We start from the raw sequence: 25,504 nt of genomic DNA, 5'->3' as shown, positions 1-25,504 counted from the left end.
ACACGAGCATGAAAGCCAGTGATGTGCGGGCCAAGACCGCAGACGAACTGAAAGATCAGCTCGTCGACCTGAAGAAAGAACAGTTCAACCTGCGTTTCCAGCGCGCTACCCAGCAGTTGGAAAAGCCGGCCAGGGTTCGGGAAGTCCGCCGCGATATCGCGCGGATCAAAACCGTCCTCGGCCAAAAGAACGCAGCTAAGTAAGGATTCACACCCATGCCAAAGCGCGTTTTGCAGGGGACCGTTGTCTCCGACGCCAATGACAAGACCATTGTGGTTCGTGTCGAGCGCCGTTTCACCCATCCGCTTCTGAAGAAGACCGTGCGTCGTTCCAAGAAGTACCACGCCCACGATGAAAATAATGTGGCAAAGGTCGGTCAGACCGTGTGGATCGAGGAAACAGCGCCGATTTCGAAGAACAAGCGTTGGTCGCTCGTGCCGGCTTCGTCGCCGTCTGCGTAAGAGAAACAATTCAGGTCGGCGCGCCGGGTGACGGTGCAGCCGATAAACTAGAAGGCATCCAGTCATGATCCAGATGCAGTCCAATCTCGACGTCGCGGACAATTCCGGCGCTCGTCGTGTCATGTGCATCAAGGTGCTGGGCGGTTCGCATCGTAAATACGCCTCGGTCGGCGACATTATTGTCGTTTCGGTCAAGGACGCTATTCCGCGCGGCCGCGTCAAAAAGGGCCAGGTGATGAAGGCCGTGGTGGTTCGCACCGCTACCGACATCCGCCGTCCCGACGGCACCGTCATCCGTTTCGACAAGAACGCCGCCGTTCTTCTGAACAATCAGAAAGAGCCGATCGGCACCCGTATCTTCGGACCGGTTCCGCGCGAACTCCGCGCCAAGAACCAGATGAAGATCATTTCGCTTGCCCCAGAGGTGCTGTAATGGCCGCCAAGATCAAGAAGGGCGATAAAGTGATCGTCCTGGCCGGCAAGGACAAGGGCAAGACCGGTCAGGTCCTGTCCGTCATTCCGTCCGAAACCCGCGCGATCGTCCAGGGTATCAACCTGGTTCGTCGCCACCAGAAGCAGACTGCATCGAATGATGCCGGCATCTTCACCAAGGAAGCGCCGATCCATCTTTCGAACCTGGCGGTCGCCGACAAGGATGGCAAGCCGTCCCGCGTCGGTTTCCAGATCAAGGACGGCGTGAAGACCCGCGTCGCCAAGACCACCGGAGATCAGATCGATGGCTGAGACCGCTTACATTCCGCGTCTCCGGACCGAATACGACACCACGATCAAGGCCGCCCTGCGTGAGCAGTTTGCGTACAAGAACGTGATGGAACTGCCGCGGCTCGACAAGATCGTGCTGAACATGGGCGTTGGCGAAGCCGTCAACGACACCAAGAAGGTGAAGTCTGCCGCCGACCAGCTTGAGCTGATTTCCGGTCAGAAGCCCGTGATCACGCACGCCCGCAAGTCGATCGCTGGCTTTAAGGTTCGCGAAGGCATGCCCCTGGGCGTCAAGGTCACGCTGCGCAAGACGCGCATGTATGAATTCCTGGACCGCCTGGTGAATATCGCCCTGCCGCGCGTCCGCGACTTCCGCGGCCTCAACCCGAACGCCTTTGACGGCCGTGGCAACTATGCCATGGGCATCAAGGAACACATCATCTTCCCCGAGATCAACTACGATCAGATTGATCAGGTCTGGGGCATGGACATCGTGATCACCACGACGGCCCGTACCGATGATGAGGCGCGTGCGCTTCTCAAGGCTTTCAACTTCCCGTTCCGCCAGTAAGCGGCGCCGAGGAAGGGATAAAGGATCAGGACATGGCAAAGACCAGCTCCATCGAAAAGAACAAGAAGCGCGCCGCTCTGGCTCAGCAGTACGCCGCCAAGCGCGCCGCGCTCAAGGCTACCGTCAAGAACCAGGACGCTCCGATTGAAGAGCGTTTCAAGGCCAGCCTCAAACTGGCTGAACTGCCCCGCAATTCGGCCAAGGTCCGCATTCGCAACCGTTGCGAAGTGTCGGGTCGTCCGCGTGGTTACTATCGCAAGCTCAAGATGAGCCGTATTGCCCTGCGTCAGCTGGGCAACCTGGGCCAGATCCCGGGTCTGGTGAAGTCGAGCTGGTAAGGAGAAACATCAAATGAGCTTTTCCGATCCAATCGGCGATATGCTGACCCGCATCCGCAACGCTCAGGAGCGTCGCAAGAATTCCGTTTCGACTCCGGCTTCGACCCTGCGTGGTCGGGTGCTGGACGTTCTCCAGTCCGAGGGTTTCATCCGCGGCTATTCGGAGACGAAGTTCGAGAACGGCGCTGCCGAGTACGAGATTGAACTCAAGTACTCGGACAATGAAGGCGTTATCCGCACGATCGAACGCGTTTCGCGTCCCGGCCGTCGGGTGTACGCATCCGTCAAGAATATTCCGCAGGTTGCCAATGGCCTGGGTGTCTCGATCCTCTCCACCCCCAAGGGTGTGATGGCCGACCACGAAGCCAAGGCTGCCAATGTGGGTGGCGAGGTACTCTGCCGCGTCTTCTAAGCCAATTGGCTTAGGGGATCGGCAAGACGATTACTCAAGGAAGCATTATGTCACGTACTGGCAAGAAACCGGTGGCCCCGGTGAGCGGCGTCACGGTAACGATCAATGGTCGTACCGTCAGCGCCAAGGGCCCGAAGGGCGAACTGAGCCTGCAGCTCATGGATATCGTCAATGTCGAGCAGGGTGAGGACGGTATCGTCGTTTCCCCGGCCAACGATACCCGTGAAGCTCGCGCCGCCTGGGGCACCACCCGCGCGCTGATCCAGAACATCGTTACGGGCGTGAGCGCCGGTTTCGAGAAGAAGCTGGCGATCCAGGGCGTTGGTTACCGCGCCGCGATGCAGGGCAAGGACGTCAAGCTCTCGCTCGGTTTCAGCCACGAAGTCGTGTATGAGGCTCCTCAGGGGATCACCCTCGCTGTTCCGGCCCCGACTGAGATCGTGGTGACTGGTATCGACAAGCAGCAGGTTGGCCAGGTTGCGGCTGAGATCCGTGGTTGGCGTCCGCCCGAGCCCTATAAGGGCAAGGGTGTGCGTTACGCCAACGAGCAGGTCTTCCGCAAAGAAGGCAAGAAGAAGTAAGGAGCGCCACAGATGGCTATTTCTGCAAAAGGTGCGGAACGCCGCAAGGCCCGTGTCCGCAAGGCGCTCAAGGCTCGTGCCTTTGGTCGTCCCCGTCTCAGCGTTTTCCGCTCGGACAAGAACATTTACGCCCAGATCATCGACGACACGACCGGCCGTACGCTGGCTGCCGCTTCGACCCTGGAAAAGGACGTGCGCGGTTCGCACAAGAACGGCGGCAATGCCGATGCGGCTGTGGCCGTTGGCAAGCTGATCGCCGAGCGTGGCGTGAAGGCCGGTGTCGGCGAAGTCGTGTTCGACCGTGGCGCCTATATCTATCATGGCCGTGTTAAGGCCCTTGCAGACGCTGCCCGTGAGGGCGGCCTGCAGTTCTAACAACGGCGAGGAAGAGAATTATGAGCAGAGACGTTCAAGAACGCGAAAGCGAGTTCGTCGATCGCCTGGTCCACATCAACCGTGTGGCCAAGGTTGTGAAGGGCGGCCGTCGCTTCGGTTTTGCCGCCCTCGTCGTTGTCGGTGACCAGAAGGGTCGCGTCGGTTTTGGTCACGGCAAGGCCCGTGAAGTTCCCGAGGCAATCCGCAAGGCAACCGAGCAGGCCAAGCGTCAGATGATCCGCGTGCCGCTGCGCGACGCCCGCACGCTGCACCATGATGTCACCGGCCGCCACGGCGCCGGCAAGGTCATTCTGCGTGCTGCAGTTCCAGGTACCGGTATCATTGCCGGCGGTCCGATGCGCGCAGTCTTCGAGACGCTGGGCATCAACGACATCGTCGCCAAGTCGCAGGGCACGGCGAACCCCTACAACATGATCCGTGCCACGTTCGATGCGCTCAAGCGTGTTGACAGCCCCCGTTCGGTGGCCTCGCGTCGCGGTATCAAGGTTTCCGAACTCCAGGCTCGCCGCGGCGAAGCTGCAGTCGAAGCCTGATAGGGGCTCTGGAGAAGTACAATGGCAAAAGACAAGACCATCGTTGTCCAGCAGGTCGGCTCGCCGATCCGCCGTGAAAAGAGCCAGCGCGCGACCCTGATCGGTCTCGGGCTGAACAAGATGAACAAACAGCGTGAGCTGGTTGATACGCCCGAAGTGCGCGGCATGATCAACAAGATCCCGCATCTCGTCCGCGTCGTCGGCGAGTAAAGGAAGGTCGGATCAATGACTCGTTTGAACGAACTTCGCGATAATCCAGGTGCCAACAAGACCCGCGTTCGCGTGGGCCGTGGTATCGGTTCGGGCGTCGGTAAGACCGGTGGCCGCGGTGTGAAGGGCCAGACCTCTCGCTCCGGTGTCGCCATCAACGGCTTTGAAGGCGGCCAGATGCCCCTTCACATGCGTATGCCAAAGCGTGGCTTCAACGCCTGGAACCCGAGCGACTTCAATGAAGTGCGCATCGATCGCATCCAGGCCTATATCGACAGCGGCAAGCTCGATGCCAAGGCTGTCGTGGATGCTGCTGCCCTGATCGCCGCTGGCGTTATCCGTCGTCCCAAGGACGGCGTGCGCCTGATCGGTTCGGAAGGTTTTTCGGCCAAGAAGGTAACCTTCAAGGTTGATTATGCCACCAAGGGCGCTGCTGCGGCCATTGAAGCAGCCGGCGGCAAGCTCGACCTTATCCCGGTCAAGGAGACCTGGAAGAAGGCCCCACGCGCCGAGTAATTCACTTGGCAGGGCGCACCCGGCATGACGCCGGGTGCGTTCTTATGGTTTGTTGCGTCTGGCCGGCACATATCCCATATATGCGTCTCCAGCGCTCCGAGCGCACCTGGCATCCAAGCCGTAGGAGCGAATTATATGGCGTCCGCAGCCGAACAGCTGGCACGTAATCTCAGTTTCTCGACCTTTTCCAAGGCGAAAGCCCTTCAGCAGCGCATCCTGTTTACACTTGGAGCGCTGCTTGTTTATCGTCTGGGCACTTTCATTCCGGTTCCGGGTATTGACCCCGATGCGTTCCGCGCGACATTCGAACAGTCGCAGCAGGGCATCATCGGCATGTTCAACATGTTTGCCGGTGGCGCTGTCGAGCGCATGGCAATCTTTGCCCTGAACCTTATTCCTTACATTACCGCATCGATTGTGGTGCAGGTGGTGTCCACGGCGTCCCCGCGTCTTGAAGCTCTCAAGAAAGAGGGTGAGGCCGGGCGTCGCAAAATGAACCAGTACACCCGCTATCTGGCGGTACTGTTCTGTGCCGTGCAGGCCTATGGCATTGCCGTTGGCCTTGAGGGCAGCCAGGGCGTTGTGCTCAATCCGGGCTGGTTCTTCCGCATTTCCACGGTGATTACCCTGGTGGGTGGCACCATGTTCCTGATGTGGCTGGGCGAGCAGATCACCGCGCGCGGTGTCGGCAACGGCATTTCGCTGATCATCTTTGCCGGTATCGTGGCGAACCTGCCCGCGACTGTTGCACAAACGCTTGAGTTGGCGCGTACAGGGGCTCTTCCCGCACTTGCCGGGCTCGGAATGCTGGTGCTGGCCCTGGTGGTGATTGCTGTCATCGTCTTCTTTGAGCGTGCTCAGCGCAGACTGCTGATCCAGTATCCAAAGCGTCAGGTCGGCAACAAGATGTTCCAGGGCGACACTTCGCACCTGCCACTCAAGCTGAACACGTCCGGCGTTATTCCGGTGATTTTCGGTTCTTCCCTGCTGCTGCTTCCGGCGACCATCGCCTCGTTCGCAGCCCAGGGCAATGCTCCGGGCTGGTTGACGACGGTGACGGCCCTGCTGGGTCGCGGGCAGCCGCTCTATCTGGCGCTGTTTGCCGCCTTCATCATTTTCTTTGCGTTCTTTTACACGGCGATCGTCTTCAACCCGACCGAGACGGCGGACAACCTGAAGCGTTCCGGCGGTTTCATTCCCGGTATTCGACCCGGTGAGCGCACCGCTCAGCACATTGACTATGTGTTGACTCGCATCACGGTGGTCGGCGCGATCTATCTGACGATCGTTGCGCTAATTCCTGAAGTGCTGTTCAGCCAGCTCGCGGTCAGCCAGTTTATCGGCGGTACCTCGCTGCTGATCATGGTGACGGTCACGCTGGATACGATAACGCAGATCCAGAGCCATCTGGTGGCCCAGCAATATGAAGGGCTGCTGAAAAAATCCCGTCTTGGAGGAGGCAAGCGTCGATGAGGTTGATCCTGTTGGGACCCCCAGGGGCGGGGAAGGGCACACAGGCCAAGATTCTGGTGGAGGCCTATGGCATCCCCCAGCTTTCAACCGGCGACATCCTGCGCGCCGCCATTGCTGCCAAGACCCAGCTGGGTCTTGAAGCCAAGGCGATCGTGGATCGAGGCGACCTGGTTTCCGATACTATCGTCAATGGCATTGTTTCGGAGCGTCTGGACGCGGAAGACTGCAGGCCCGGGTTTATCCTGGATGGTTTCCCGCGCACGATTGCGCAGGCCGAAGCACTCGATCAGATGCTGGCGGACAAGGGAATCGCCCTTGATGCGGTCATCGAGATCAAGGCGGAAGCTGACGAGCTGGTGAAGCGCGTCATCAACCGCGCCAAGGAATCGGGTGGCGCCCGTGCCGATGACAATGAGGAAGTGCTGCGCAAGCGCCTTGGTGTCTATTCGGAACAGACTGCGCCACTGGTTGAATACTATGCCGGCAAGGGCCTGCTGAAGCCTGTCGACGGGATGGCTCCCGTCGAAGAGGTAACAGCGGCCATCAAGAGTGCCCTGGGCAAGTAAACAATAGGCCGGGTAGGGCAGTTGACTCTACCCGGTCTTATCCTTAAAGAACCGCACCAGTCTCATGGATCATTGGGCTGGATTCGGTTCTCCCTTAGTTGGGGGTCGAAATCCGGTCCCTTGTTGTTTAAAGGCACCCGCCGGGATGGCGCGTGTGAATGAAGGAGAGCAGACGTGGCTCGTATTGCTGGCGTCAACATTCCGACGAATAAGCGCGTGGTTATCGCGCTGCAGTATATTCACGGGATCGGCGAAAAGTTCGCCAAGGACATTACTGAGGGTGCCGGTATTCCGGCTGAGCGCCGCGTCAACGAGCTGACCGACGCAGAAGTGATTCAGATCCGTGAAGCCATCGACCGCGACTATGTCGTGGAAGGTGACCTGCGCCGCAATGTTGCAATGAACATCAAGCGCCTGATGGATCTGGGTAACTATCGCGGCCTGCGCCACCGTCGTGGCCTGCCGGTCCGTGGTCAGCGCACCCATACCAATGCTCGTACCCGCAAGGGTCCGGCAAAGCCGATCGCCGGCAAGAAGAAGTAATTGCTGTCCCGCAATTGCGGGGTGGTTTTTTGAATTGGGAGTGGCGGGTCAAGCCTTTCCGGAGTTCGTCAGAGCTTGCCGGGTAGACTTGGACCGCTTCTTCCGTGGTGGAGCTGCTGGAATTACGGCAGCGCCGATATCCTAGAGGATAAGAATGGCTAAGACTGAAGTCGCGCGCGTCCGTCGCAAGGAGCGCAAGAATATCACTTCGGGCGTCGCTCACGTGAACGCCTCCTTCAACAACACGATGATCACCATCGCTGACATGCAGGGCAACACGATTTCGTGGTCGTCCTCGGGCGTGATGGGCTTCAAGGGTTCGCGCAAGTCGACCCCTTATGCTGCTCAGGTTGCTGCTGAAGATGCGGCCAAGAAGGCCCAGGAACACGGCATGAAGACCCTTGAGGTCGAAGTGCGCGGTCCGGGTTCGGGCCGTGAATCGGCACTGCGTGCTCTGCAGGCCGCTGGCTTTAATGTCACTTCGATCCGCGACGTCACGTCGATTCCGCACAATGGCTGCCGTCCACGCAAGCGGCGCCGCGTCTAACAGGACGATTGGAAGTCTCCCGGCCGATTGAATGGGTCGGGAGTTCTATTGTGTATGCGGCGGAGCGGCCGAATTGGCCGCTAAATTGAAAGGACATTACCGTGACGATCCAGAGGAACTGGCAGGAACTGATCAAGCCGACCAAGCTGGACATTGTTTCGGGCAGCGACAACGCGCGCGTGGCCTCGGTGGTTGCCGAGCCGCTTGAGCGCGGCTACGGGCTTACCCTGGGCAATGCCCTGCGTCGCGTGCTGCTGTCGTCGCTTCAGGGCGCGGCAGTGACCGCTATCCAGATTGACGGCATTCTGCACGAATTCTCCTCGCTGCCCGGCGTGCGCGAGGACATCACCGATCTCGTTCTCAACGTCAAGGAAATCGCCCTGAAGATGGGTGGCGAAGGCCCGAAGCGCCTGACCCTCTCCCGGCAGGGCCCCGGTGCCGTCACTGCTGGCGACATCAAGGTTACCGGCGACATTGAAGTGCTGAACCCCGAGCTGGTCATCTGCCACCTGGACGACGGTGCCGAGATCAATATCGAGTTCACCGTGGACACCGGCAAGGGCTACGTCCCCGCTGACAAGAACCGTCCCGAGGACGCACCGATCGGCTATATCCCGGTTGATGCCCTGTTCTCGCCGGTTCGCCGCGTGAGCTACAAGGTTGATGCGACCCGTGCCGGCGAAAGCCTGGACAAGGACAAGCTGACCCTTTCGGTCGAGACCAATGGCGCGATCTCGCCGGAAGACGCGGTGGCCTATGCTGCCCGTATCCTGCAGGACCAGCTGTCGGTCTTCGTCAACTTCGAAGAGCCCACCAAGGAAAAGGCCCAGGACGCTGTCCCGGAACTCGCCTTCAATCCGGCGCTGCTCAAGAAGGTGGACGAGCTCGAGCTGTCGGTCCGCTCGGCCAACTGCCTGAAGAACGACAACATCGTCTATATCGGCGACCTGATCCAGAAGACGGAAGCCGAGATGCTGCGGACGCCGAACTTTGGCCGCAAGTCGCTCAATGAAATCAAGGAAGTCCTGGCACAGATGGGGCTTCATCTCGGAATGGACGTCAACAACTGGCCGCCCGAGAATATCGATGACCTCGCCAAGCGCTACGAAGATCATTATTGATCCGGCGCTGACCAGACTTTAGGAGATAACCCATGCGCCACGCTTCCCGAGGCCGCAAATTCAGCCGGACCGCATCGCACCGCAAGGCGATGTTTGCCAACATGTCCGCCGCGCTGATCAAGCACGAACAGATCGTCACCACGCTTCCCAAGGCCAAGGACCTGCGTCCGATCGTCGAGAAGCTCATTACCCTTGGCAAGCGCGGCGATCTGCATGCCCGCCGCCAGGCCATCGCCCAGATCCGCGATGAAGCCATGGTCGCCAAGCTCTTTGCCGTGCTCGGCCCGCGTTATGCCGAACGCCAGGGCGGTTACCTGCGCATTCTCAAGGCCGGCTTCCGCTATGGCGACAATGCCCCGCTGGCCGTGATCGAGTTCGTCGATCGTGACGTCGATGCCAAGGGTCAGGACTCCGGTCCGGTCTTTACGCAGGACGACGAAGCCGAAGCGGCGTAAGCCTTGTCGGCAAGACAGTGATTGAAGGCGGTCTGGGATATCCCGGGCCGTCTTTTTCGTTCGGGGAGCGAAAATCTGAACACCATCCTGGTCACTGGAGCGTCCGAAGCTATCGGAGTTCATACGCGGTGCCTTGGACGGGGTGCAGGCTGTAGGTGCCGGGACAAAGTGGAGGCGATCAAAACGGCGTTGGTGATAGATCCCACGCTTTGTAGAGAGCCTGCAGTTGAGTCTGATCTTGGACTACGAGGTAGGGAAGGCCAGACTCTATTGCATGTCGTCGGCTGGCCAAGGCGGCATTTCGTGTGCGCCAGAGCCATTGGATCATGGCCCACTTGATCGAATCCCTGTTGCCTTCGAGTGCTCCGGCACGCGGTACATGTCCCAGCGTACGTCGAAAATAACGCCAGTAGCGGCGCCAGAGATGGTCGTCGACTACGATTATGCCGGTGGCCCGTGCGAGGCGCTGCGGCAGCAGTTTCGTGTAATTGCCGTCCATGACCCATTCCGGCCCGGCGATGGCGGCATCGTGGATCGCCGCGAACTCCTCATCAGGCCGTTGTTTCCAATCGGTGTTGGGGAGGTGACGAAACAGGTCGATATGCAAGGTCGGGACACCGAGCTTGTTGCCAAGGGCAACCGCTAGCGTCGACTTTCCGGCATTGGTTGGCCCCAAGATGATAGTGCGGCGACCAAGATCCTCGATCGGCATGAATTCATGCATGGTCAGCCCCCAAGGAGACAAAAAAGCCGCCCCAGCGAACCGGGGCGGCGAGATACGTTATGAATTGGCTACTCGGCCGGCGCCATGTCCTTGCCGGTGTAGATGCTGTCGACCCAGTACTGCTCGCGGCGGTCGAAGCCGTTGAACGGGGTCAGCGAGGCCTGGGTGTAGGCGCCCATCAGGCCGAACTCGATCCAGTCATCCTCGTCGATATCGCTGGGCAGGGTGAAGACCTGGGGCAGCACGTCATAGCTGTCGCAGGTCGGGCCCCACATGGTGAATTCTGAGAACTCGCCATTATTGTCGTGCAGGCGCGGGCCGCGCCAGACGCGCACCGGCGGGGTGAAGTGCATGAACTTCACTTCCATCAATGCACCATAGGCGCCGTCATTGACATAGACGGCCTGGCCACCGCGCTGATGCTTTACGCGCAGCAGGAGCGACGTAGAGGAGGTTACGAGAGCCCGTCCTGGTTCGATGATGAGTTCGGGTGCCTTGTTTGGGAAGTGTTCGGAGACTGCCTCGGCAATGGTCTCGAAATAGTAGTCCATCGGCGGCGCTTCGCTGGTCGGGTAGGGGGCCGGATAGCCGCCACCGATATTGAGGCGCTTGAGGTCGATGCCGGCTTCCTCGACAATGCGCGCCGCTGCTGCGATGTGGCGCGCATAGGCATAGGCGTCTTCGCACTGGCTGCCGACATGGAAGCAGAGGCTGGGCGTGTAGCCCATCTTCTCGACTGCGGTCACGATTTCGGCGGCGGACTGTTCCATCACCCCGAACTTGATGCCGAAGTCATAGGATTTCAGCGCCTTGCCGGCCTTGAAGCGGGTCGTGACTTCGACGTCACGGCTGGGCGAGACGATGGAGGCAAGTTGGTCGAGCTGCTGGGGGTGGTCGATGGTGAAGCTGCGCACCCCGAACTCGTCGTATGCGCGTTCGATTTCTCGCTTGTTCTTGATCGGGTTGTTGTAGTGCATCACCGCGCCGGGAGCGTAGTCGCGCACCAGCTCCATTTCGGTGTTCGAAGCAACGTCGAATGCCTTGAGACCCTCGGCATGCAGCTGGGCAATGACATGCGGGCTGGGATTGCACTTGACGGCATAGGTCAGCAGCCCGTCGAACCCCTTCTGGAACACCCCGATGGCCCTGTGAAACTCGCGCTCCGAGAACAGGAAGGAGGGGAAGTCGGGGGCTTCAGCAGCAATCAATGCCGAGGTGTTGGCATGAATGGTCTTCGGCTCGTCAGTCATTGGACAACAGGCCTTTCAGGGCTGGAGGTCGGGGGAAAATTGAGCGCTGCGTATAGGGCCATGTGCCCCTGGGCGCAAATGTTTATTTGGGCTGCAAGCCAACAATGTTGAGGCGTCATTTTCGTGACAGATTCGGGGTGTTCTGGTCGCCCTGTCCACAGCCTGTGGTTCGGCTCACAAACTGATTCCGAAGGATTGGCCATGTCTTTGCGTTCGCTGGTGTTTTCCTGCATTGCCCTCGTCGCTTTGGCTGGTGCGGGAACCCTCGCGCTTGCACCCTGGAATGGAGCGCAGCCGAGCGTGGCCCAACAGGTGCAGCCCGACACCTCAGAGGTGCAACGTGCCATTCCGCAAAGCGATGCACAACTAAAGCTCAGTTTTGCGCCCGTGGTACAGGCGGTGTCGCCCTCGGTGGTCAATGTCTATGCGACGCGTATCGAGCAAAGGGCGATGTCGCCTTTTGCCAACGATCCATTCTTCTCTCGCTTCTTCGGCGACCGATTTTTTCAGAGTCGGCCACGCGAATCCCGGTCGCTGGGCTCGGGGGTCATCGTTGAGAGCAGCGGCGTAATCCTTACCAATCGTCACGTCATCGAAGGCGCGACCGATGTGCGCGTCGCGCTTAGCGATGGGCGCGAATTCGACGTCGATGTGGTGATTGAAGACGAGCAGACCGATCTGGCCGTCCTCAGGGTCCGGACAAGCGGCGGAGCGGCCTTCCCCGCCATTGAATTTGCCGATAGCGATAAACTGCTGGTCGGTGATCTTGTGCTAGCGATCGGCAATCCGTTTGGGGTCGGGCAGACCGTGACGAGCGGAATTGTCTCCGCCCTGGCGCGCACGGGTGTCGAGGCAAGCGACTATGAATTTTTCATCCAGACCGATGCCGCCATCAATCCGGGTAATTCCGGTGGCGCTCTTGTGGATCTGAACGGGCGATTGGTGGGCATCAACACCGCCATCTATTCCCAGACCGGCGGGTCGGTGGGGATCGGTTTTGCCATCCCCGCGAACATGGCCCGTCTTGTGGCAGAGGCGGGCGTGAACGGAGGGGAGATCGTGCGCCCCTGGTTCGGCGCCAAGATGCAGCCAGTCAGTGCCGATATCGCAGATAGCCTGGGCATGGCAGCGCCGCACGGCGCGATGATCACCGAGGTGGCGCCTGGTGGTCCGGCGGAACGGGCCGGCTTCCAGTCCGGGGATGTTATCCTGTCCGTCGATGGATTGCGCGTCGATGATCCCAGTGCCTTCAATTTCCGGTTGGCGACGCGGGCCCTGGGTGAGGCAGCGCAACTGGAGCGGCTGCGAGGTGGATCGACCGAGATCGTATCGCTCCTGGTTGAGGCCGCGCCGCAACCTGCCGAGTCTGCCCTTGCGACTATTTCCGCCAGTTCGCGATTTTCCGGGGTGAGCGTGCGGCAGCTTGATCCGGCCCTGGCCGAGCAGCAGGGGTTGCCCTACGACGCCAAGGGTGTGTTGGTGACCGCGGTCGAGCCCGGGTCTCCGGCTGAGGCGATGGGATTGCAGGTCGATGATGTCATTCTCGCGCTCAACGATATCGAGGTGGTCGATGCGGCAATTTTCGAACAGATCGCCAGCCAGCGGGTGCGCACTTGGCAGATCATCCTGCAGCGTGATGGACGGATCAGCCGAGCTATTGTTTCTGGCTGATGCACGACGCCTTCTGGTCTGCTAGGGAAGGTTCATGTCTGACCTTTTCGCCGCCGATCCAACAGAAACCGACAAGGCCCGCCCCTTGGCGGACCAGCTGCGCCCGCTCAGCCTCGATGAGGTGATCGGGCAAACTCATCTCCTGGGAGACGGGGGAACCCTGCGGCGCATGCTGGCATCGGGCCGGTTGGGCTCGCTGATCCTTTGGGGCCCGCCAGGGACCGGCAAGACTACTGTGGCGCGGCTGCTTGCCGACCAGATCGGCTATCGCTTCGAGCAGATTTCGGCAATTTTTTCCGGTGTCGCGGACCTCAAGAAGGTCTTCGAGAAGGCGCGTTTCGAGCGTATGTCCGGCCACCGGACCTTGCTCTTTGTCGACGAAATCCATCGCTTCAACCGTGCCCAGCAGGACAGTTTCCTGCCGGTCATGGAAGACGGCACCGTGGTGCTGGTGGGGGCGACGACGGAAAATCCGTCTTTCGAGCTCAATGCTGCGTTGCTGTCGCGCAGTCAGGTGCTGCGCTTTGAATCGCTCGGCGCAGATGACCTGGAAAGCCTTTTGCGGCGTGCTGAGAATCTGTTGGGCGCCGCACTTCCACTAACGGATGAAGCGCGCGCCACCTTGCTGGGACTGGCTGACGGGGATGGTCGGGCCCTGCTCGGACTGGTCGAGGAGATCCTGGCCTCGGCAGCGCCGGAAGAAGTGCTCGATCCAAGTAGTCTGCTTTCGGTGGTGCAACGCCGGGCGCCAATCTACGACAAGGCGCAGGACGGCCACTACAATCTGATTTCGGCCCTGCACAAGACCATTCGCGGCTCTGATCCGGACGCGGCTCTCTATTACTTCGCGCGCATGCTCGATGCGGGCGAAGACCCCTTGTTCCTGGCGCGCCGCCTGATCCGCATGGCGTCGGAAGATATCGGGCTGGCCGACCCGCAGGCGCTGACCCTGGCCGTAGCCGCCCGCGACGCCTATCAAATGCTTGGCTCGCCGGAAGGTGAGCTGTCGCTGGCGCAGGTGGTGGTCTATCTGGCACTCGCGCCCAAATCGAACGCGGTCTATACCGCCTACAAGGCCGCTGTATCCGTAGCCAAGGCCACCGGGTCGCCCATGCCGCCCAAGGTCATTCTCAATGCCCCCACCAAGATGATGAAGGGGCAGGGCTATGGCGATGGGTATATTTATGACCACGACACGCCTGAGGCCTTTTCGGGACAGGAGTATTTCCCCGAAAAGATCGGACGGCAGGACTTCTACCGCCCGGTCGAGCGTGGGTTCGAGCGCGACCTGCGCAAGCGGATGGACTATTTCGCCCGGCTTCGCGCAACAAAAAACGGTTCTGGTAGCGAGGGTTAGATGATGCAGGCTGCACTACTCGTCGGTGCCGGAGGCGCCCTTGGAGCCATGGCGCGCTATGGAGTGTCGGTGGCCCTCGGGCGCCTCTGGCCCGTGAGCTTTCCGCTGGGAACACTGCTCGTCAATGTCCTCGGCTCGATTGCAATGGGATTGCTGATCGGGATCCTGGCGCGCACGACGCCGCAAATGTCCAATGAAATCAGGCTGTTCGTTGCCATCGGCATTCTTGGCGGCTTTACCACCTTCTCGTCCTTCTCGCTCGACACAATTGCCCTGGTCGAGCGTGGGGCATTGACGCAGGCAATGGTCTATATCGCCTTGTCGGTTGTGGTTTGCCTCGCCGGGCTATATCTCGGGCTGCTGGTAACGAGAGGCGGCGCAGCATGAGTGGCGTACAACATCGCGATGTAACGGCGGACGACGACGGGATGCGGCTTGATCGCTGGTTTGCCCGGCACTTTCCGCAGCTTGGTTTTGCACGACTGCAGAAGCTCATTCGCAATGGCGAGGTGCGCGTCGACAAGGGCCGCGTGCAGACCAGTACGCGTCTGGCCGAGGGGCAGATTGTCCGTGTCCCGCCGATTGATGATCCGGATACCGTCCGTGCATTCAAGCCCAACCTCGAAGATGTCAGGTTTCTCAAGGACCTGATCCTTTATGAGGATGACGACCTCTATGTCTTCAACAAGCCCCATGGCCTCGCCGTGCAGGGTGGCAGCGGCACGGTCCGGCATATGGACGGGTTGCTTAAAAACCTGCCCAACAAGGCCGGTGAAGCCCCGCGCCTCGTGCACCGGCTGGACCGGGACACCTCTGGCTGCCTTGTCGTTGCCAAGACAGCGGCCGCGGCCAAGCATTTCGGGTCCGTGTTCCGGTCGCGTTCGGCGCGCAAGATCTACTGGGCGATCGTTGCGGGCAACCCGACGCCGCGGCAGGGCGAGATTTCTTGCTTTCTGGCCAAGCAGGCCACGACCGACGGGGAGCAGATGGTTGTGGTGCGCAATGGCGCGCCCGGTGCCGTGCATTCGTCGAGCTATTATTCCACCACGGACACGGCGAGCCGGCGCTTCGCCTGGGTGACGCTGAAACCGGTGACCGGCCGCACCCACCAGTTGCGCGTGCACATGGCCCAGCTTGGCACACCGATCATTGATGACCCGCGCTATTTCAATATCGAGAACTGGCAGGCAGCACCGGGGCTGGGCGAGGGGTTGCACCTGCACGCCCGGCGCATTGCGCTGCCACTGCGCAATGGCAAGAAGATCGATATCTCCGCGCCGCTGCCGCCGCATATGCGGCAGAGCTTCGAGGCGCTCGGGTTCGACCCGGATCGCTATGATGCACAAAATACAGATCCGGAGTCCGCGGCGTGAAGCTTGTCATGTTCGACATGGACGGCACGCTGATCGATACCCAGGCGCTGATTGTCGAGCACATGGCGACGACATTTGCCGAGGCGGGCCTGGATGTCCCTGCGCCAAGTGCGGTGCGCAGGATCATTGGACTGTCCCTGCCCAAGGCGATGCTGCAATTGCTCGGCCGGGACGATCACGATCTCGCCGAGCGGCTGTCCGAACGTTACCGCGCGCATTATCGCGGTTCACTGGTGGCTGCTGAGGGGCGCGAAGGCCTGTTCCCGGGCGCACGCGAAGCTCTCGATATGCTTTCCGCACGATCGGAAGTGGTCATGGGGATCGCGACGGGTAAAGGTTTGCACGGGGTTCACCGGCTGACACAGTTGCACAATATCGCCCACCACTTCGTGACCTTGCAGACCCCGGACAATAATCCGTCCAAGCCTCATCCGGGCATGATGCTGCAGGCTATGGCCGAGACCGGCGCGGACAAGCACCGCACCGTCATCATTGGCGACACAACCTTCGACATGGAAATGGGCAAGGCCGCCGGCACCAGGACCATCGGGGTCACCTGGGGATACCATGACGCAGTTGAACTGCGCGGCGCAGGAGCCGATATGCTGATCGAGGGCTATGAGGACCTTCCGGCGGCCATAGACAGCATTCTGGAGAACTGACATGCGAGACCAGCTTGAAGAGGCGCTCCGGCATCAGGATGCCGGCTACGGGCGCGCGCAGCACCTGAACAGGGTGGAATTGCCCAAGCGGTTCTACAAGTCCGTCGATGTCGCGCGTAGCGAAGAGGGCTATGCGGTAACTCTTGACGGTCGCCCCGTTCGAACGCCGGGCAAGAAGATCCCCATCGTCTTGCCGGTACTCGATCTGGCTCAACACAAGGCTGAAGAATGGGCGGCACAGAAAGAGTTCATCGACCCGGCCACCATGCCGATGACGCGGCTGATCAACTCGGCGGTCGAGAGCGGCGAGGAAATGATCCCGGCCTTCCGCGCTGAAGTCGGCAAGTTCGCAGCCAATGATCTGCTGCTGTACCGCGCCGATTCCCCCCAGGAACTGGTGGCCGAGCAGGAGCGGGTCTGGGACGGCGCCTTGGTAAAGCTGGCGCGCAAGTTCGACGTCGCCTTTCAACCGACCATCGGCATTATTCACCAGCCCCAGCCGGCGGCCACGCTTGAAAAGCTGGATGCCGCGCTTGAGGGGCAGGGCTTGCTCAGCCTGACAGCGCTGGTGTCGATCACCGGGATCACCGGGTCGGGCCTTTTGGCCCTGGCGTTGCTGCACGAGTTGATGGATGCCGACGCGGTCTGGTTCGCCGCCCATGTCGATGAAGATCACCAGATCCGGCTTTGGGGCGAGGACGAAGAGGCCATGGCGCGTCGTGCCAAAAGACGGGTCGAATTCGATATTGCAGTTCGGGTCGTCGACGCGCTGCGTTAGCCTTGTCGCCGGACAATCCAGTCGGCCGTTTCCGGTGAAATTTCGCGCAAGGGATCCAGCACGAAATCGCGTTGATGGGCGAAGCGGTGCGGCAGGATGAGCTTGGTGGAGTCCATCTCGACCCGCTCATAGGCGATAATGTCGATATCGATGAGGCGCGGGCCCCACACTTCATGGCGTACCCGGCCCATGTCGCGTTCGATGTCGAGGCAGGCGTGCAGCAAGTCCACGGGTAACAGATCGGTTTCGACGGTTGCGGCCATATTGGCGAAATCGGGCTGGTCGGTCTTGCCCCAGGCCTTGGTGCGGATGACGGTCGACTGGGCGACTACGCTGATTGCCTGATGTGCGTTGAGCCGGGTCATGGCATCGGCCAGTTGCGCGGCAGGGTCACCAATATTGGCGCCCAGGGAGAGCCAGGCCGTCGGCATCAGACCGGCCTCACACGGTGCAACTCAATTGCCGCTTCGCCCCGCACCATGGCGATCGGGGCCTCGGGCTTTCGCACCCGCACGATCACCCAGTCGATATCGCTGAACGCCTCGAACAGCGCCGTGCAGATATTCTGCGCCAGGGCCTCAATGAGCTTGGCGCGCTGTGTCTCGAATGTTTTCTTCACCACATCGTAGATGTCGGCATATGACACGGTATGGCCGATCTCGTCGGTACTGCCGGGCGCGGAGAGATCGACGCCGCATTGCAGATCAATGAAGAAGCGTTGCCCGAGCTTTGCTTCTTCATTGAACAGGCCATGATAGCCGTAAAATCCCAGATCATTGAGGATAATGCGGTCGCCGGAAAAGGGTGTGGTCATCAATTGGGCCTCAGTTCTGCGGCGGACCGTACAACGTCGCTTCGGCCACGCGAAGGGCATCGCGATTGGGCGCGACATCATGGACCCGGAAAATGTGCCCGCCGCGCTCATAGCCCTGGACGGTGGTGGCCAGGGTTCCCGCGAGCCGTTCGGATGGCTGGTTGTCGAGCAATTTGCCGATCATCGATTTGCGCGAGGTGCCGATCAGCATGGCGTTGGCCGGGAATGCATGAGTCAGATCAGCGAGTTGACGCAGGATGCTGAAGTTCTGAGTCAGGGTCTTGGCGAAGCCGAATCCGGGGTCGAGGATGATGCGGGCTGCATCGACGCCGGCCCGGGCGGCGATGGCCAGCGTGTTTTCGAAATATTCTGACATGGCGGGAATGGGATCGGTTTCGACCGTCCAGTCGCGATCCCAATGCATGGCGATGACCGGGGCATTGAAGAGGGCCGCAATCTCGGCCATTTCCGGGGCGCCCTGGAGGCCATTGACGTCGTTGATGATGTCGGCGCCTGCCTCGAGCGCCTGATGGGCGACGAGTGGCTTCATGGTGTCGATGGAAATTGGGGCGGTGATGCCGGCGGCGCGAATGGCGTCGATGACAGGCAGGACCCGGTCGAGTTCCTCCTGCACACCCACCGGTTTCGCACCGGGGCGAGTGCTTTCCCCGCCGATATCGAGAATGTCGGCGCCCTCGGTCAGCATCAGACGGGCATGGGCCAGGGCAGCGGCGACATGGTCATGTTGGCCGCCGTCTGAGAAACTGTCCGGCGTAACATTGAGTATGCCCATAACGAGCGCGCCACGGCCCAGAACGAGCGGCGGGCGGTGGCGGAGCGAGATGGTGTGGGTCGTATGCATGAGTTGGCCTTCTATCCTCGCACCCTTTAGCCGATTCAATGTCGGGCCAGGGTAGAAACTGAATAGACGGAAACACCACATTTCCCGAGGATCAGGTGCACGCCCGGTCAGTCCCGCAATCACAGGATAGTCGAGTTCTCGGCATGGGGGATAGTCGCTAGAGCCCGGGCCGAACGCCTCATCCGTGGTGCCGGGCTTCCAGCGCAGATTTCAGGACCAGTGTCACCACAGCGATCAGCGTCAGGGTCGAGGCGGCGGCGAAGGCGCCGGTGACGTTGAAGTCGTTGAACAGCAGGTTGATCTGCAAGGGCAGGGTGTTGGTCTGGCCGCGAATGGCGCCCGAGACCACCGAGACGGCACCGAACTCGCCCATGACCCGGGCATTGGTCAGAACGGCGCCATAGACCATGGCCCATGAAATATTGGGCAGGGTGACGAACCAGAACATCTGCCAGCCATTGGCGCCCAGCGAGAGGGCGGCTTCCTCGTCCTCGGTGCCCTGCTGGCTCATCAGCGGGATGAGCTCGCGGGCAGCAAAGGGGGCCGTCACGAACAGGCTGACCAGCACGATGGCCAGGGGCGTGAACATGACTTGCAGATTATTGGCCTGGAGGAGGGGGCCGAGCAGGCCCTGGCCACCATAGAGGAACAGATAGACCACGCCAGCGACGATCGGGCTCATCGAGGCAGGCAGTTCGATGATGGAAATCAGCAATTGCCGCCCGCGGAAGCGAAACCGCGTGACCAGCCAGGCCAGGCATGCGCCGACCACGATATTGACCGGCACAACGATGAGGGCGGTGAGTACCGTCAGCCAGATGGCATGGAGCGTGTTGGGCTCCAGGATATTGGCGAGATAGATGCCGAGACCTTCGCGCAGCGCGAAGGAAAAGATCAGGGCCAGAGGAACGACCAACACGAGGATCGCCAAGATGATGGCAAGGGTGATCAGGGTGATCTCGCCGGGGGAGCGTTTGGCCATCGTCATGCGCTCCGCTCCACATAGCGGGTCTGCCACGCCGAGAGGGCATTGGTGGCGATCAGGGTGAGGAAGGCGACGAGGAGGAGGACGAAAGCCAGAGCGGCGGCGGCCTCGTAGTTGTATTCATCCAGCCGGATATAGATGAGCAGGGAGACGATCTCGGTAACGCCTGGGATATTGCCTGCGATGAAAACGACAGCGCCGAATTCGCCCAGTGAGCGGGCAAAGGACAACACGCAGCCGCCAATGAATGCGGGCATGATGGTGGGCCAGACAATCCGGGTGAAGACCTGCCAGCGATTGGCCCCCAGCGTCTCGGCGGCTGATTCAAGGCTCTGGTCGACTTCTTCGAGGACCGGCTGGACAGAACGGACGACGAAGGGGATGGAGGTGAACGCCATGGCCAGGACAATGCCCAGCTGGGTGTAATTCACCTTTAGCCCGTTGGGCTCGAGCAATTGGCCGTACCAGCCCGTTTCGGCAAACAGGGTCACCAGCACGAGGCCCGCCACAGCGGTGGGCAGCGCAAAGGGCAGGTCGACCAGGGCGTCCAGGACGCGGCGGCCAGGAAAGCGATAGCGGGTCAGCACCCAGGCGAGCAGCAGACCGACGGTGCCATTGATCAGCGTGGCATAGAAGGCTGAGGAAAAGGTGATCTGATAGGCGGCAATGGCACGGCGGGACGAGATGATGCGCCAAAATTCGGGCAGGCCCATGCCGGCGACCTTGAGCAGCATGGCAGCGATGGGCAGCAGGATGAGAAGCGTGATGTAGAAGAGAGAGACGCCCATGGTCAGCCCGAAACCGGGCAGCAGGTGTTTGCTGTGCTTGCGTGCCATGTGCGTTCCCCCAAACGGCAGGCGACGCGGCCATGCCGCGTCGCCGGAGCTCTGATCTAGGCCAGTGTCACTGGTTTATGAAGACCTGGTCGAGCAGGCCGCCTTCGGCGAAGTGTTCTTCGGACACCTTGGCCCAGCCACCAAATTCGTCGTCGACATTGACCAGGCGCACATCGGGGAAACGGTCGGCGAACTCGGCGGCGACGGCTTCGTTGTTGATGCGGTGGTTGCGGCCGGCGGCAATGCGCTGGCCTTCCTCGGAATAGAGGAAATCGAGATAGGCCTGAGCCAGGTCGCGGCTGCCGCGATTGTCCACCACCTTGTCAACGATGGCGACGGGGAATTCGGCCAGCAGGCTGACAGAGGGCACTACGGCCTCGTATTTGTCGGCACCAAGCAGGTTCACCGCGCTGAGGACTTCGGCTTCGAAGGTGATGAGCACATCGCCAAGCTGGCGTTCGGTGAAGGCGGTGGTGGCACCGCGACCGCCGGTCTCGAACACGGGCACGTTGAGAAAGACCTTGGTGAGGTAATCGGCCACCTGCGCCTGGTCGCCGCCGAATTCCTCGTTGGCCCAGGCCCGTGCGGCCAGATAGGTGTAGCGCGCATTGCCCGAGGTCTTTGGATTGGGGAAAATCACCTGCACGTCGTCGCGGGCGAGATCGCTCCAGTCGGCGATGTTCTTGGGGTTGCCGGCGCGGACCAGGAAGGCGGGCAGCGAATAGAAGGGCGAGGCGCTGTTGGGGAACTCACTCTGCCAGTCTTCGGACACGAAGCCGCCTTCGACGAGCTTTTCGATATCGGTGACCTGGTTGAAGGTCACCACATCGGCCGGCAGGCCTTCGAGGATGGCGCGGGCCTGGGTCGAGGTGCCGGCATGGGACTGGTTGATGGTGACTGTCACGCCATGGGCGGCCTCGTAGGCCGGGACGAAGGCGGCGTTCTCTTCCTCGAAGATCTCACGGGCAATGTCATAGGACGCGTTGAGAAGGTCCGTGGGTTGGGCCAGGACCGGTGAAGCGGTCAGGCTGAAGGCCGCAAAGGCGGTAGCAAAGAGCTTGTGCATCGTGACGCAAATTCCATTGGTCTGGTCGAGTTGGCCAAGGTGATGCGCCGGGTGATGCGATCTGGTAAAGCGCTAAATGCTTGCTTCGGATGAGTAATTTACGGTGATGCGGGTCGCCGGCAAAGACGTTGCGCGGGCCCGCCATTCGGTGACATTTCGTTCCCGAAGGAAAGTGCCGGCCCGGGTGGGGCCGGCACATATGCTTATTTAGCTACGGCGCGTCCGATCAAGATGATGATGCAGGCGCCGATGAATCCGGCAATAAGATAGCCGATCCAACCGCCAAAGGAGATGCCAAGCAGGCCAAAGGCCAGGCTGGCCAGAATGGCGCCGACAATGCCGAGAATGACGTTCTTTAGCACGCCTCCGCCGGCGTTCATGAACCGGCTGGCGAGCCATCCGGCGAGGCCACCAATGATGATGGCAGCGATCCAACCTACTCCGTCAAAACCCATTTGCTTCCTCCTCGCAGTGAGTCTGCGTACGAGACGAGGGTGGCATAGTGGACGGAAAAGGCAAGAAGCGTTCGGTTTGAATGCATTATCTCTAACCGCGGCGCCCTGAAAGAGGCCCTCCTGCGATCTGCCATCAATGTGGTCAGAACGGCCATACCACCATCAGGGCAGGGACGGCGGCCAGGACCACGAGGATGGATAGTGGAAAGCCCAGCCGCCAATAGTCACCGAAACGGTAGCCACCGGGCGCCATGACGAGCGTATTGCATTGATGGCCGATGGGGGTGAGGAAGTCGCAGCCGGCCCCGATGGCAACGGCCATCAGGAAAGCTTCGGGGCTGTATCCGAGACCGGTGGCGAAGGCCGCCGCGATGGGAGCCATAACGAGCACCGTAGCGGCATTGTTGAGGAAGGGCGTGACGGCCATCGCTGCGACCATAATCAGCGCCAGGGCGCCCCAGCCAGGCAGGGTGACGGCAGTGGCTGTGAGCAGGGCGGCGACAAGATCGGTGCCGCCGGTCAACTGCAGGCTTTCGGAAACGGGTATCAGGCAGGCGAGCATAACCAGTATCGGCCCGTCGATCTGATTATAGACATCGCGCAGAGGCAGGGCGCCGGTCAGGATCATCAGCGCTGCCGCGGCAAAAAAGGCGGGCGCGACAGGAACGACGCCGAAGGCGGTGGCCGCCATGGCAATGAGAAGGATGGCGAGCGGCACCAGGCCATTGCGGACGCTTCCAAGCCTGAGGCCGCGTTCCACCAGGGGGAGGATGTCCCATTCGCGCAGGAGCTCGGGGATGCGTTTGAGGTGGCCCTGGAGCAGAATCACGTCGCCATTCTGAAAGCGGATTTCGCCCAGGCGCTTGGTGAAGCGCTGGTCGCGGCGGGAGATGGCAATCAGGTTGAGGCCAGTGCGGTCGAACAGTGTCAGTTCCTGGGCGCTGGCGCCGATCAGGCCGGAGCTTTCCCCGATAATGGCCTCGATGACGCCAATATTGCCGCTGTCACGTTGGGCGCCGCCGCGCCGCTCGGCAAAGGAGAGGCCGGTCTGGCTGACCATCTTGTCGAGCGCTTCGGGATCGCCCTCGATCAGCAGGATATCGCCGGCTTTCAGGGTTGCATCGGGCAAGGGCGTGCGGCGGCGGCCCGAGGCGCTGACAATGCCGGTGACCATGGCGGCGCCGTCGGCGGCCGATTGCAGGTCGCCCACGGTTTTGCCGATGGCCGAACTGTCGGGCAGCACGTGGGCCTCGGTGGTGTAGTTCTTGATCTCGATGGCCTTGTCCATGCCGCTGTCTTCGCGGCGACGCTCGGGCAGCAGCCAGTAGAAGAAAGCCAGAAAGACGATGCCGACCGCGGCCAAAATGGCGCCGACGGGGGTAAAATCGAACATGGTGAAGGCGGTGCCCGTCAGCTCTTGGCGTACGCTGGAGACGATGATGTTGGGCGAGGTGCCGATCTGGGTCATCAAACCGCCCAGCAGCGAACCGAAGGCCATGGGCATGAGGAACATTGAGGGGGAGACCCTGGAGCGCCGCGCCATCTGAAAGGCAATTGGCATCATGATGGCCAGGGCGCCGATATTCTTCACGAAGGCGGAGAGCACGGTGACAATGGTCACCAAAATGATCAATTGCACCCGCGGGCTGCTCAAGCGCGGGACGTAGCGTCTGATGAGGATTTCCATGATGCCGGAGCGCGCGACGGCAGCACTGACCACCAGGGCGCTGCCGACAATGATGACAATGTCGTTGGAGAAGCCGACAAAGGCGTATTCGAACGGCACAACGCCGACCAAAATCCCCGCCAGCAGGGCACAGACTGCCACCAGGTCGTAGCGCCACCGGCCCATGATGAAGGCGACCATCATTCCCGCAATGATCAAGAATGCGAGCATTTGCGGGATCGTCATGAGCTACTCCGGTTCCGAACGGTCATAACGCAGGGGGCGGTATGAAAGTCGCACGCAGCGGGCTTTATAGACCAGGGCCGGTTGCCGCCGCGAGGGGGGTATGGAAAACTTGCCACTCTTGGAGAGCTTGATGACGACATTACATACTACTTTGGGGCCGCTGAAGCGGGACCAACTAGGACTGATTCTGCCGCACGAACATGTTTTTGTGGATCTGCGGACGCCCGACCAGCCGGGCTATGCCCAGGCCGATGCCAGGGATGTGGTGGCGCTGATGGCGCCGCAGATCGAGGCGATCAAGGCGCAGGGCGTGACGGCGCTGATTGAATGTTCCACCGGCGGGGTGGGGCTGCGAGTGGATCTGGACTTGGCGGTGTCGCGGGCCACCGGATTTCCCATCGTCGTACCGACCGGCAATTATCGTGAGCCATGGATTCCCGATTGGGTCGTTTCGGCAAGCGAAGCGGAGCTCGAGGCATGGATGGTGGGGCATCTGACCACCGGCGTCGATGATACCGGGGTAGTGGCCGCATGGATCAAGGTAAGCGCGGGTGATGATGGAATCACCCCAATGGAAACCAAGATTCTGCGCGCGGCAGCTCGGGCTTCGGCCCAGACCGGGGCGCTGATTGGTTCGCATACGATCAAGGGCCGGGTGGTGATGGATCAGCTCGATATTGTTGAGGCGGAGGGTGGATCAGCCGACCGCTTCCTGTCGATCCATACGCAGGCCGAGCCAGATTTCGAACTCAATCGCGCGGTCGCGGCGCGTGGCGCCTGGATCGAATATGACCATGTCGGACGCGATCCGGATGAGGATGTGCTGGCGCTTGTGCTCAAGGCTCTGGAGGCGGGGCTGGAAGGGCAATTGCTGCTGAGTCATGACCTGGGATGGTATGATCCGGCCAAACCCGGGGGCGGCACGCCCAGGCCTTATACGCATCTGGTGGGACAATTCCTGCCCAAGCTACGAAATGCGGGGGTGAGCGAGGAGACCATCACGCAACTGACGCATGACAATCCGTTCAATGCCTTTGCCCGCTAGTGCCGGTCAGACTCTACTGCGTAGGGAACCCTGGCAACCAGCTTACGAGCGCCGTCCTCGATTTCGAAACAGCCGCGGATCGGTCCGTCCGACAGGCCGAGAGCGTTGCTGGCAGCAAAGCTGGCCTCGTCGACAGCACTATGCAACGAAGGCAGCATGATGCCGTCGATATCGATCTGCAGGTCGCCGGACTGATCGCGGTGGTTGAAGAAGTAGCGTTCCATGTGAGCCTCCATTTGCATCACCGAACGCCGGTCCCGCGCGTCCG

The 25,504-nt window shown here is 60.9% G+C and carries 36 protein-coding genes; 25 read left to right on the top strand and 11 right to left on the bottom strand.

The window, feature by feature from the left end; genetic code table 11:
• Positions 1-8 precede the first annotated feature (8 nt).
• The 18 genes from rpmC (at position 9) to rplQ (ending at position 9,446) form a co-directional block, all read left to right on the top strand.
• On the top strand, positions 9-203 hold the full coding sequence (rpmC, locus tag GO014_RS04825; RefSeq protein ID WP_104894180.1) for a 50S ribosomal protein L29: 195 nt from the start codon (positions 9-11) through the stop codon (positions 201-203).
• Between the two features lie 12 nt (positions 204-215).
• A complete protein-coding gene (gene rpsQ / locus GO014_RS04820; RefSeq protein WP_104894181.1) occupies positions 216-461 on the top strand; it encodes a 30S ribosomal protein S17 in 246 nt (81 codons plus the stop codon).
• A gap of 64 nt (positions 462-525) precedes the next feature.
• Positions 526-894, top strand: a complete 369-nt coding sequence (rplN, locus tag GO014_RS04815; protein ID WP_104894182.1) for a 50S ribosomal protein L14 — start codon at positions 526-528, stop codon at positions 892-894.
• Positions 894-1,205: a 50S ribosomal protein L24 gene (gene rplX, locus GO014_RS04810; RefSeq protein WP_104894183.1), complete on the top strand. Its 312-nt coding sequence runs from the start codon at positions 894-896 to the stop codon at positions 1,203-1,205. The genes rplN and rplX overlap by 1 nt, the downstream gene beginning before the upstream one ends.
• Entirely contained in the window at positions 1,198-1,755 is a 558-nt protein-coding gene (gene rplE, locus GO014_RS04805; RefSeq protein WP_104894184.1) for a 50S ribosomal protein L5, read from the top strand. Before rplX ends, rplE begins: the two co-directional genes overlap by 8 nt.
• Before the next feature lie 32 nt (positions 1,756-1,787).
• Entirely contained in the window at positions 1,788-2,093 is a 306-nt protein-coding gene (gene rpsN / locus GO014_RS04800) for a 30S ribosomal protein S14 (protein WP_104894185.1), read from the top strand.
• Positions 2,094-2,106: 13 nt separating this feature from the next.
• Positions 2,107-2,505: a 30S ribosomal protein S8 gene (gene rpsH, locus GO014_RS04795; RefSeq protein ID WP_056308241.1), complete on the top strand. Its 399-nt coding sequence runs from the start codon at positions 2,107-2,109 to the stop codon at positions 2,503-2,505.
• A gap of 47 nt (positions 2,506-2,552) precedes the next feature.
• Positions 2,553-3,086, top strand: a complete 534-nt coding sequence (gene rplF / locus GO014_RS04790) for a 50S ribosomal protein L6 (RefSeq protein ID WP_116588566.1) — start codon at positions 2,553-2,555, stop codon at positions 3,084-3,086.
• A gap of 12 nt (positions 3,087-3,098) precedes the next feature.
• Positions 3,099-3,461, top strand: a complete 363-nt coding sequence (gene rplR / locus GO014_RS04785; RefSeq protein ID WP_104894187.1) for a 50S ribosomal protein L18 — start codon at positions 3,099-3,101, stop codon at positions 3,459-3,461.
• Positions 3,462-3,481: 20 nt separating this feature from the next.
• On the top strand, positions 3,482-4,015 hold the full coding sequence (rpsE, locus tag GO014_RS04780; RefSeq protein ID WP_104894188.1) for a 30S ribosomal protein S5: 534 nt from the start codon (positions 3,482-3,484) through the stop codon (positions 4,013-4,015).
• Positions 4,016-4,036: 21 nt separating this feature from the next.
• The gene (gene rpmD / locus GO014_RS04775) at positions 4,037-4,225 is read left to right on the top strand and encodes a 50S ribosomal protein L30 (RefSeq protein ID WP_104894189.1); all 189 of its coding nucleotides are present in this window, start codon (positions 4,037-4,039) and stop codon (positions 4,223-4,225) included.
• A 15-nt stretch (positions 4,226-4,240) separates the two neighbouring features.
• Entirely contained in the window at positions 4,241-4,741 is a 501-nt protein-coding gene (rplO, locus tag GO014_RS04770) for a 50S ribosomal protein L15 (protein ID WP_104894190.1), read from the top strand.
• Positions 4,742-4,876: 135 nt separating this feature from the next.
• A complete protein-coding gene (secY, locus tag GO014_RS04765) occupies positions 4,877-6,214 on the top strand; it encodes a preprotein translocase subunit SecY (protein ID WP_116588567.1) in 1,338 nt (445 codons plus the stop codon).
• A complete protein-coding gene (locus GO014_RS04760) occupies positions 6,211-6,780 on the top strand; it encodes an adenylate kinase (RefSeq protein ID WP_116588568.1) in 570 nt (189 codons plus the stop codon). Before secY ends, GO014_RS04760 begins: the two co-directional genes overlap by 4 nt.
• A gap of 174 nt (positions 6,781-6,954) precedes the next feature.
• Positions 6,955-7,323, top strand: coding sequence for a 30S ribosomal protein S13 (rpsM, locus tag GO014_RS04755; protein ID WP_104894193.1), 369 nt, complete (start codon positions 6,955-6,957; stop codon positions 7,321-7,323).
• A gap of 154 nt (positions 7,324-7,477) precedes the next feature.
• Positions 7,478-7,870, top strand: coding sequence for a 30S ribosomal protein S11 (gene rpsK / locus GO014_RS04750; protein WP_046104437.1), 393 nt, complete (start codon positions 7,478-7,480; stop codon positions 7,868-7,870).
• 95 nt (positions 7,871-7,965) lie between these two features.
• Positions 7,966-8,991, top strand: coding sequence for a DNA-directed RNA polymerase subunit alpha (locus GO014_RS04745; protein ID WP_343030840.1), 1,026 nt, complete (start codon positions 7,966-7,968; stop codon positions 8,989-8,991).
• 32 nt (positions 8,992-9,023) lie between these two features.
• Complete coding sequence (gene rplQ, locus GO014_RS04740) at positions 9,024-9,446, top strand: 50S ribosomal protein L17 (RefSeq protein WP_104894195.1); 423 nt, start codon at positions 9,024-9,026, stop codon at positions 9,444-9,446.
• Between the two features lie 178 nt (positions 9,447-9,624).
• Here the strand turns inward: rplQ and GO014_RS04735 are convergent, their stop codons facing one another.
• A complete protein-coding gene (locus GO014_RS04735; protein WP_157289311.1) occupies positions 9,625-10,170 on the bottom strand; it encodes a P-loop NTPase family protein in 546 nt (181 codons plus the stop codon).
• 68 nt (positions 10,171-10,238) lie between these two features.
• Positions 10,239-11,420 (bottom strand): type III PLP-dependent enzyme domain-containing protein, encoded by a 1,182-nt coding sequence (locus GO014_RS04730; protein WP_157289310.1) that lies wholly within the window; start codon positions 11,418-11,420, stop codon positions 10,239-10,241.
• A gap of 201 nt (positions 11,421-11,621) precedes the next feature.
• Between GO014_RS04730 and GO014_RS04725 the strand changes: the two genes are divergently transcribed.
• The 6 genes from GO014_RS04725 to GO014_RS04700 are packed head-to-tail and all read left to right on the top strand — an operon-like array spanning position 11,622 to position 17,261.
• Positions 11,622-13,091 (top strand): DegQ family serine endoprotease, encoded by a 1,470-nt coding sequence (locus GO014_RS04725; protein WP_157289309.1) that lies wholly within the window; start codon positions 11,622-11,624, stop codon positions 13,089-13,091.
• 34 nt (positions 13,092-13,125) lie between these two features.
• Positions 13,126-14,448: a replication-associated recombination protein A gene (locus GO014_RS04720; RefSeq protein WP_157289308.1), complete on the top strand. Its 1,323-nt coding sequence runs from the start codon at positions 13,126-13,128 to the stop codon at positions 14,446-14,448.
• Positions 14,449-14,835, top strand: a complete 387-nt coding sequence (crcB, locus tag GO014_RS04715) for a fluoride efflux transporter CrcB (protein WP_343030772.1) — start codon at positions 14,449-14,451, stop codon at positions 14,833-14,835. It abuts the gene before it with no gap.
• On the top strand, positions 14,832-15,821 hold the full coding sequence (locus tag GO014_RS04710; RefSeq protein WP_157289307.1) for an RluA family pseudouridine synthase: 990 nt from the start codon (positions 14,832-14,834) through the stop codon (positions 15,819-15,821). Before crcB ends, GO014_RS04710 begins: the two co-directional genes overlap by 4 nt.
• Positions 15,818-16,483: an HAD-IA family hydrolase gene (locus GO014_RS04705; protein ID WP_343030771.1), complete on the top strand. Its 666-nt coding sequence runs from the start codon at positions 15,818-15,820 to the stop codon at positions 16,481-16,483. The genes GO014_RS04710 and GO014_RS04705 overlap by 4 nt, the downstream gene beginning before the upstream one ends.
• 1 nt (position 16,484) lies before the next feature.
• The gene (locus GO014_RS04700) at positions 16,485-17,261 is read left to right on the top strand and encodes an ATP12 family chaperone protein (RefSeq protein WP_157289306.1); all 777 of its coding nucleotides are present in this window, start codon (positions 16,485-16,487) and stop codon (positions 17,259-17,261) included.
• Here GO014_RS04700 and folK read toward each other — a convergent pair.
• From folK to GO014_RS04660, 8 genes are all read right to left on the bottom strand, one after another.
• On the bottom strand, positions 17,258-17,692 hold the full coding sequence (gene folK / locus GO014_RS04695; protein WP_157289305.1) for a 2-amino-4-hydroxy-6-hydroxymethyldihydropteridine diphosphokinase: 435 nt from the start codon (positions 17,690-17,692) through the stop codon (positions 17,258-17,260). The genes GO014_RS04700 and folK overlap by 4 nt on opposite strands.
• A complete protein-coding gene (gene folB / locus GO014_RS04690; protein WP_157289304.1) occupies positions 17,692-18,075 on the bottom strand; it encodes a dihydroneopterin aldolase in 384 nt (127 codons plus the stop codon). The genes folK and folB overlap by 1 nt, the downstream gene beginning before the upstream one ends.
• Positions 18,076-18,085: 10 nt before the next feature.
• A complete protein-coding gene (gene folP, locus GO014_RS04685) occupies positions 18,086-18,937 on the bottom strand; it encodes a dihydropteroate synthase (protein ID WP_157289303.1) in 852 nt (283 codons plus the stop codon).
• A 178-nt stretch (positions 18,938-19,115) separates the two neighbouring features.
• On the bottom strand, positions 19,116-19,925 hold the full coding sequence (gene cysW / locus GO014_RS04680) for a sulfate ABC transporter permease subunit CysW (protein WP_157289302.1): 810 nt from the start codon (positions 19,923-19,925) through the stop codon (positions 19,116-19,118).
• On the bottom strand, positions 19,922-20,758 hold the full coding sequence (cysT, locus tag GO014_RS04675; RefSeq protein ID WP_157289301.1) for a sulfate ABC transporter permease subunit CysT: 837 nt from the start codon (positions 20,756-20,758) through the stop codon (positions 19,922-19,924). The genes cysW and cysT overlap by 4 nt, the downstream gene beginning before the upstream one ends.
• A gap of 67 nt (positions 20,759-20,825) precedes the next feature.
• Positions 20,826-21,824, bottom strand: a complete 999-nt coding sequence (locus GO014_RS04670; protein ID WP_116588581.1) for a sulfate ABC transporter substrate-binding protein — start codon at positions 21,822-21,824, stop codon at positions 20,826-20,828.
• Positions 21,825-22,027: 203 nt separating this feature from the next.
• Positions 22,028-22,279, bottom strand: a complete 252-nt coding sequence (locus GO014_RS04665) for a GlsB/YeaQ/YmgE family stress response membrane protein (RefSeq protein ID WP_157289300.1) — start codon at positions 22,277-22,279, stop codon at positions 22,028-22,030.
• 142 nt (positions 22,280-22,421) lie between these two features.
• The gene (locus tag GO014_RS04660) at positions 22,422-24,191 is read right to left on the bottom strand and encodes an SLC13 family permease (protein ID WP_157289299.1); all 1,770 of its coding nucleotides are present in this window, start codon (positions 24,189-24,191) and stop codon (positions 22,422-22,424) included.
• A 130-nt stretch (positions 24,192-24,321) separates the two neighbouring features.
• On the opposite strand from GO014_RS04660, the gene GO014_RS04655 reads away from it, so the two are divergent.
• Entirely contained in the window at positions 24,322-25,236 is a 915-nt protein-coding gene (locus GO014_RS04655; RefSeq protein ID WP_157289298.1) for a phosphotriesterase family protein, read from the top strand.
• Here the strand turns inward: GO014_RS04655 and GO014_RS04650 are convergent.
• A complete protein-coding gene (locus GO014_RS04650) occupies positions 25,233-25,460 on the bottom strand; it encodes a DUF6894 family protein (protein WP_133244482.1) in 228 nt (75 codons plus the stop codon). The two genes, GO014_RS04655 and GO014_RS04650, sit on opposite strands and share 4 nt — an antisense overlap.
• Between the last annotated feature and the right edge of the window lie 44 nt (positions 25,461-25,504).

This window comes from Devosia marina (assembly GCF_009758415.1).
GTDB classification, from domain to species: Bacteria; Pseudomonadota; Alphaproteobacteria; order Rhizobiales; family Devosiaceae; genus Devosia; species Devosia marina.
This window is presented reverse-complemented; position numbering and strand designations above follow the sequence as displayed.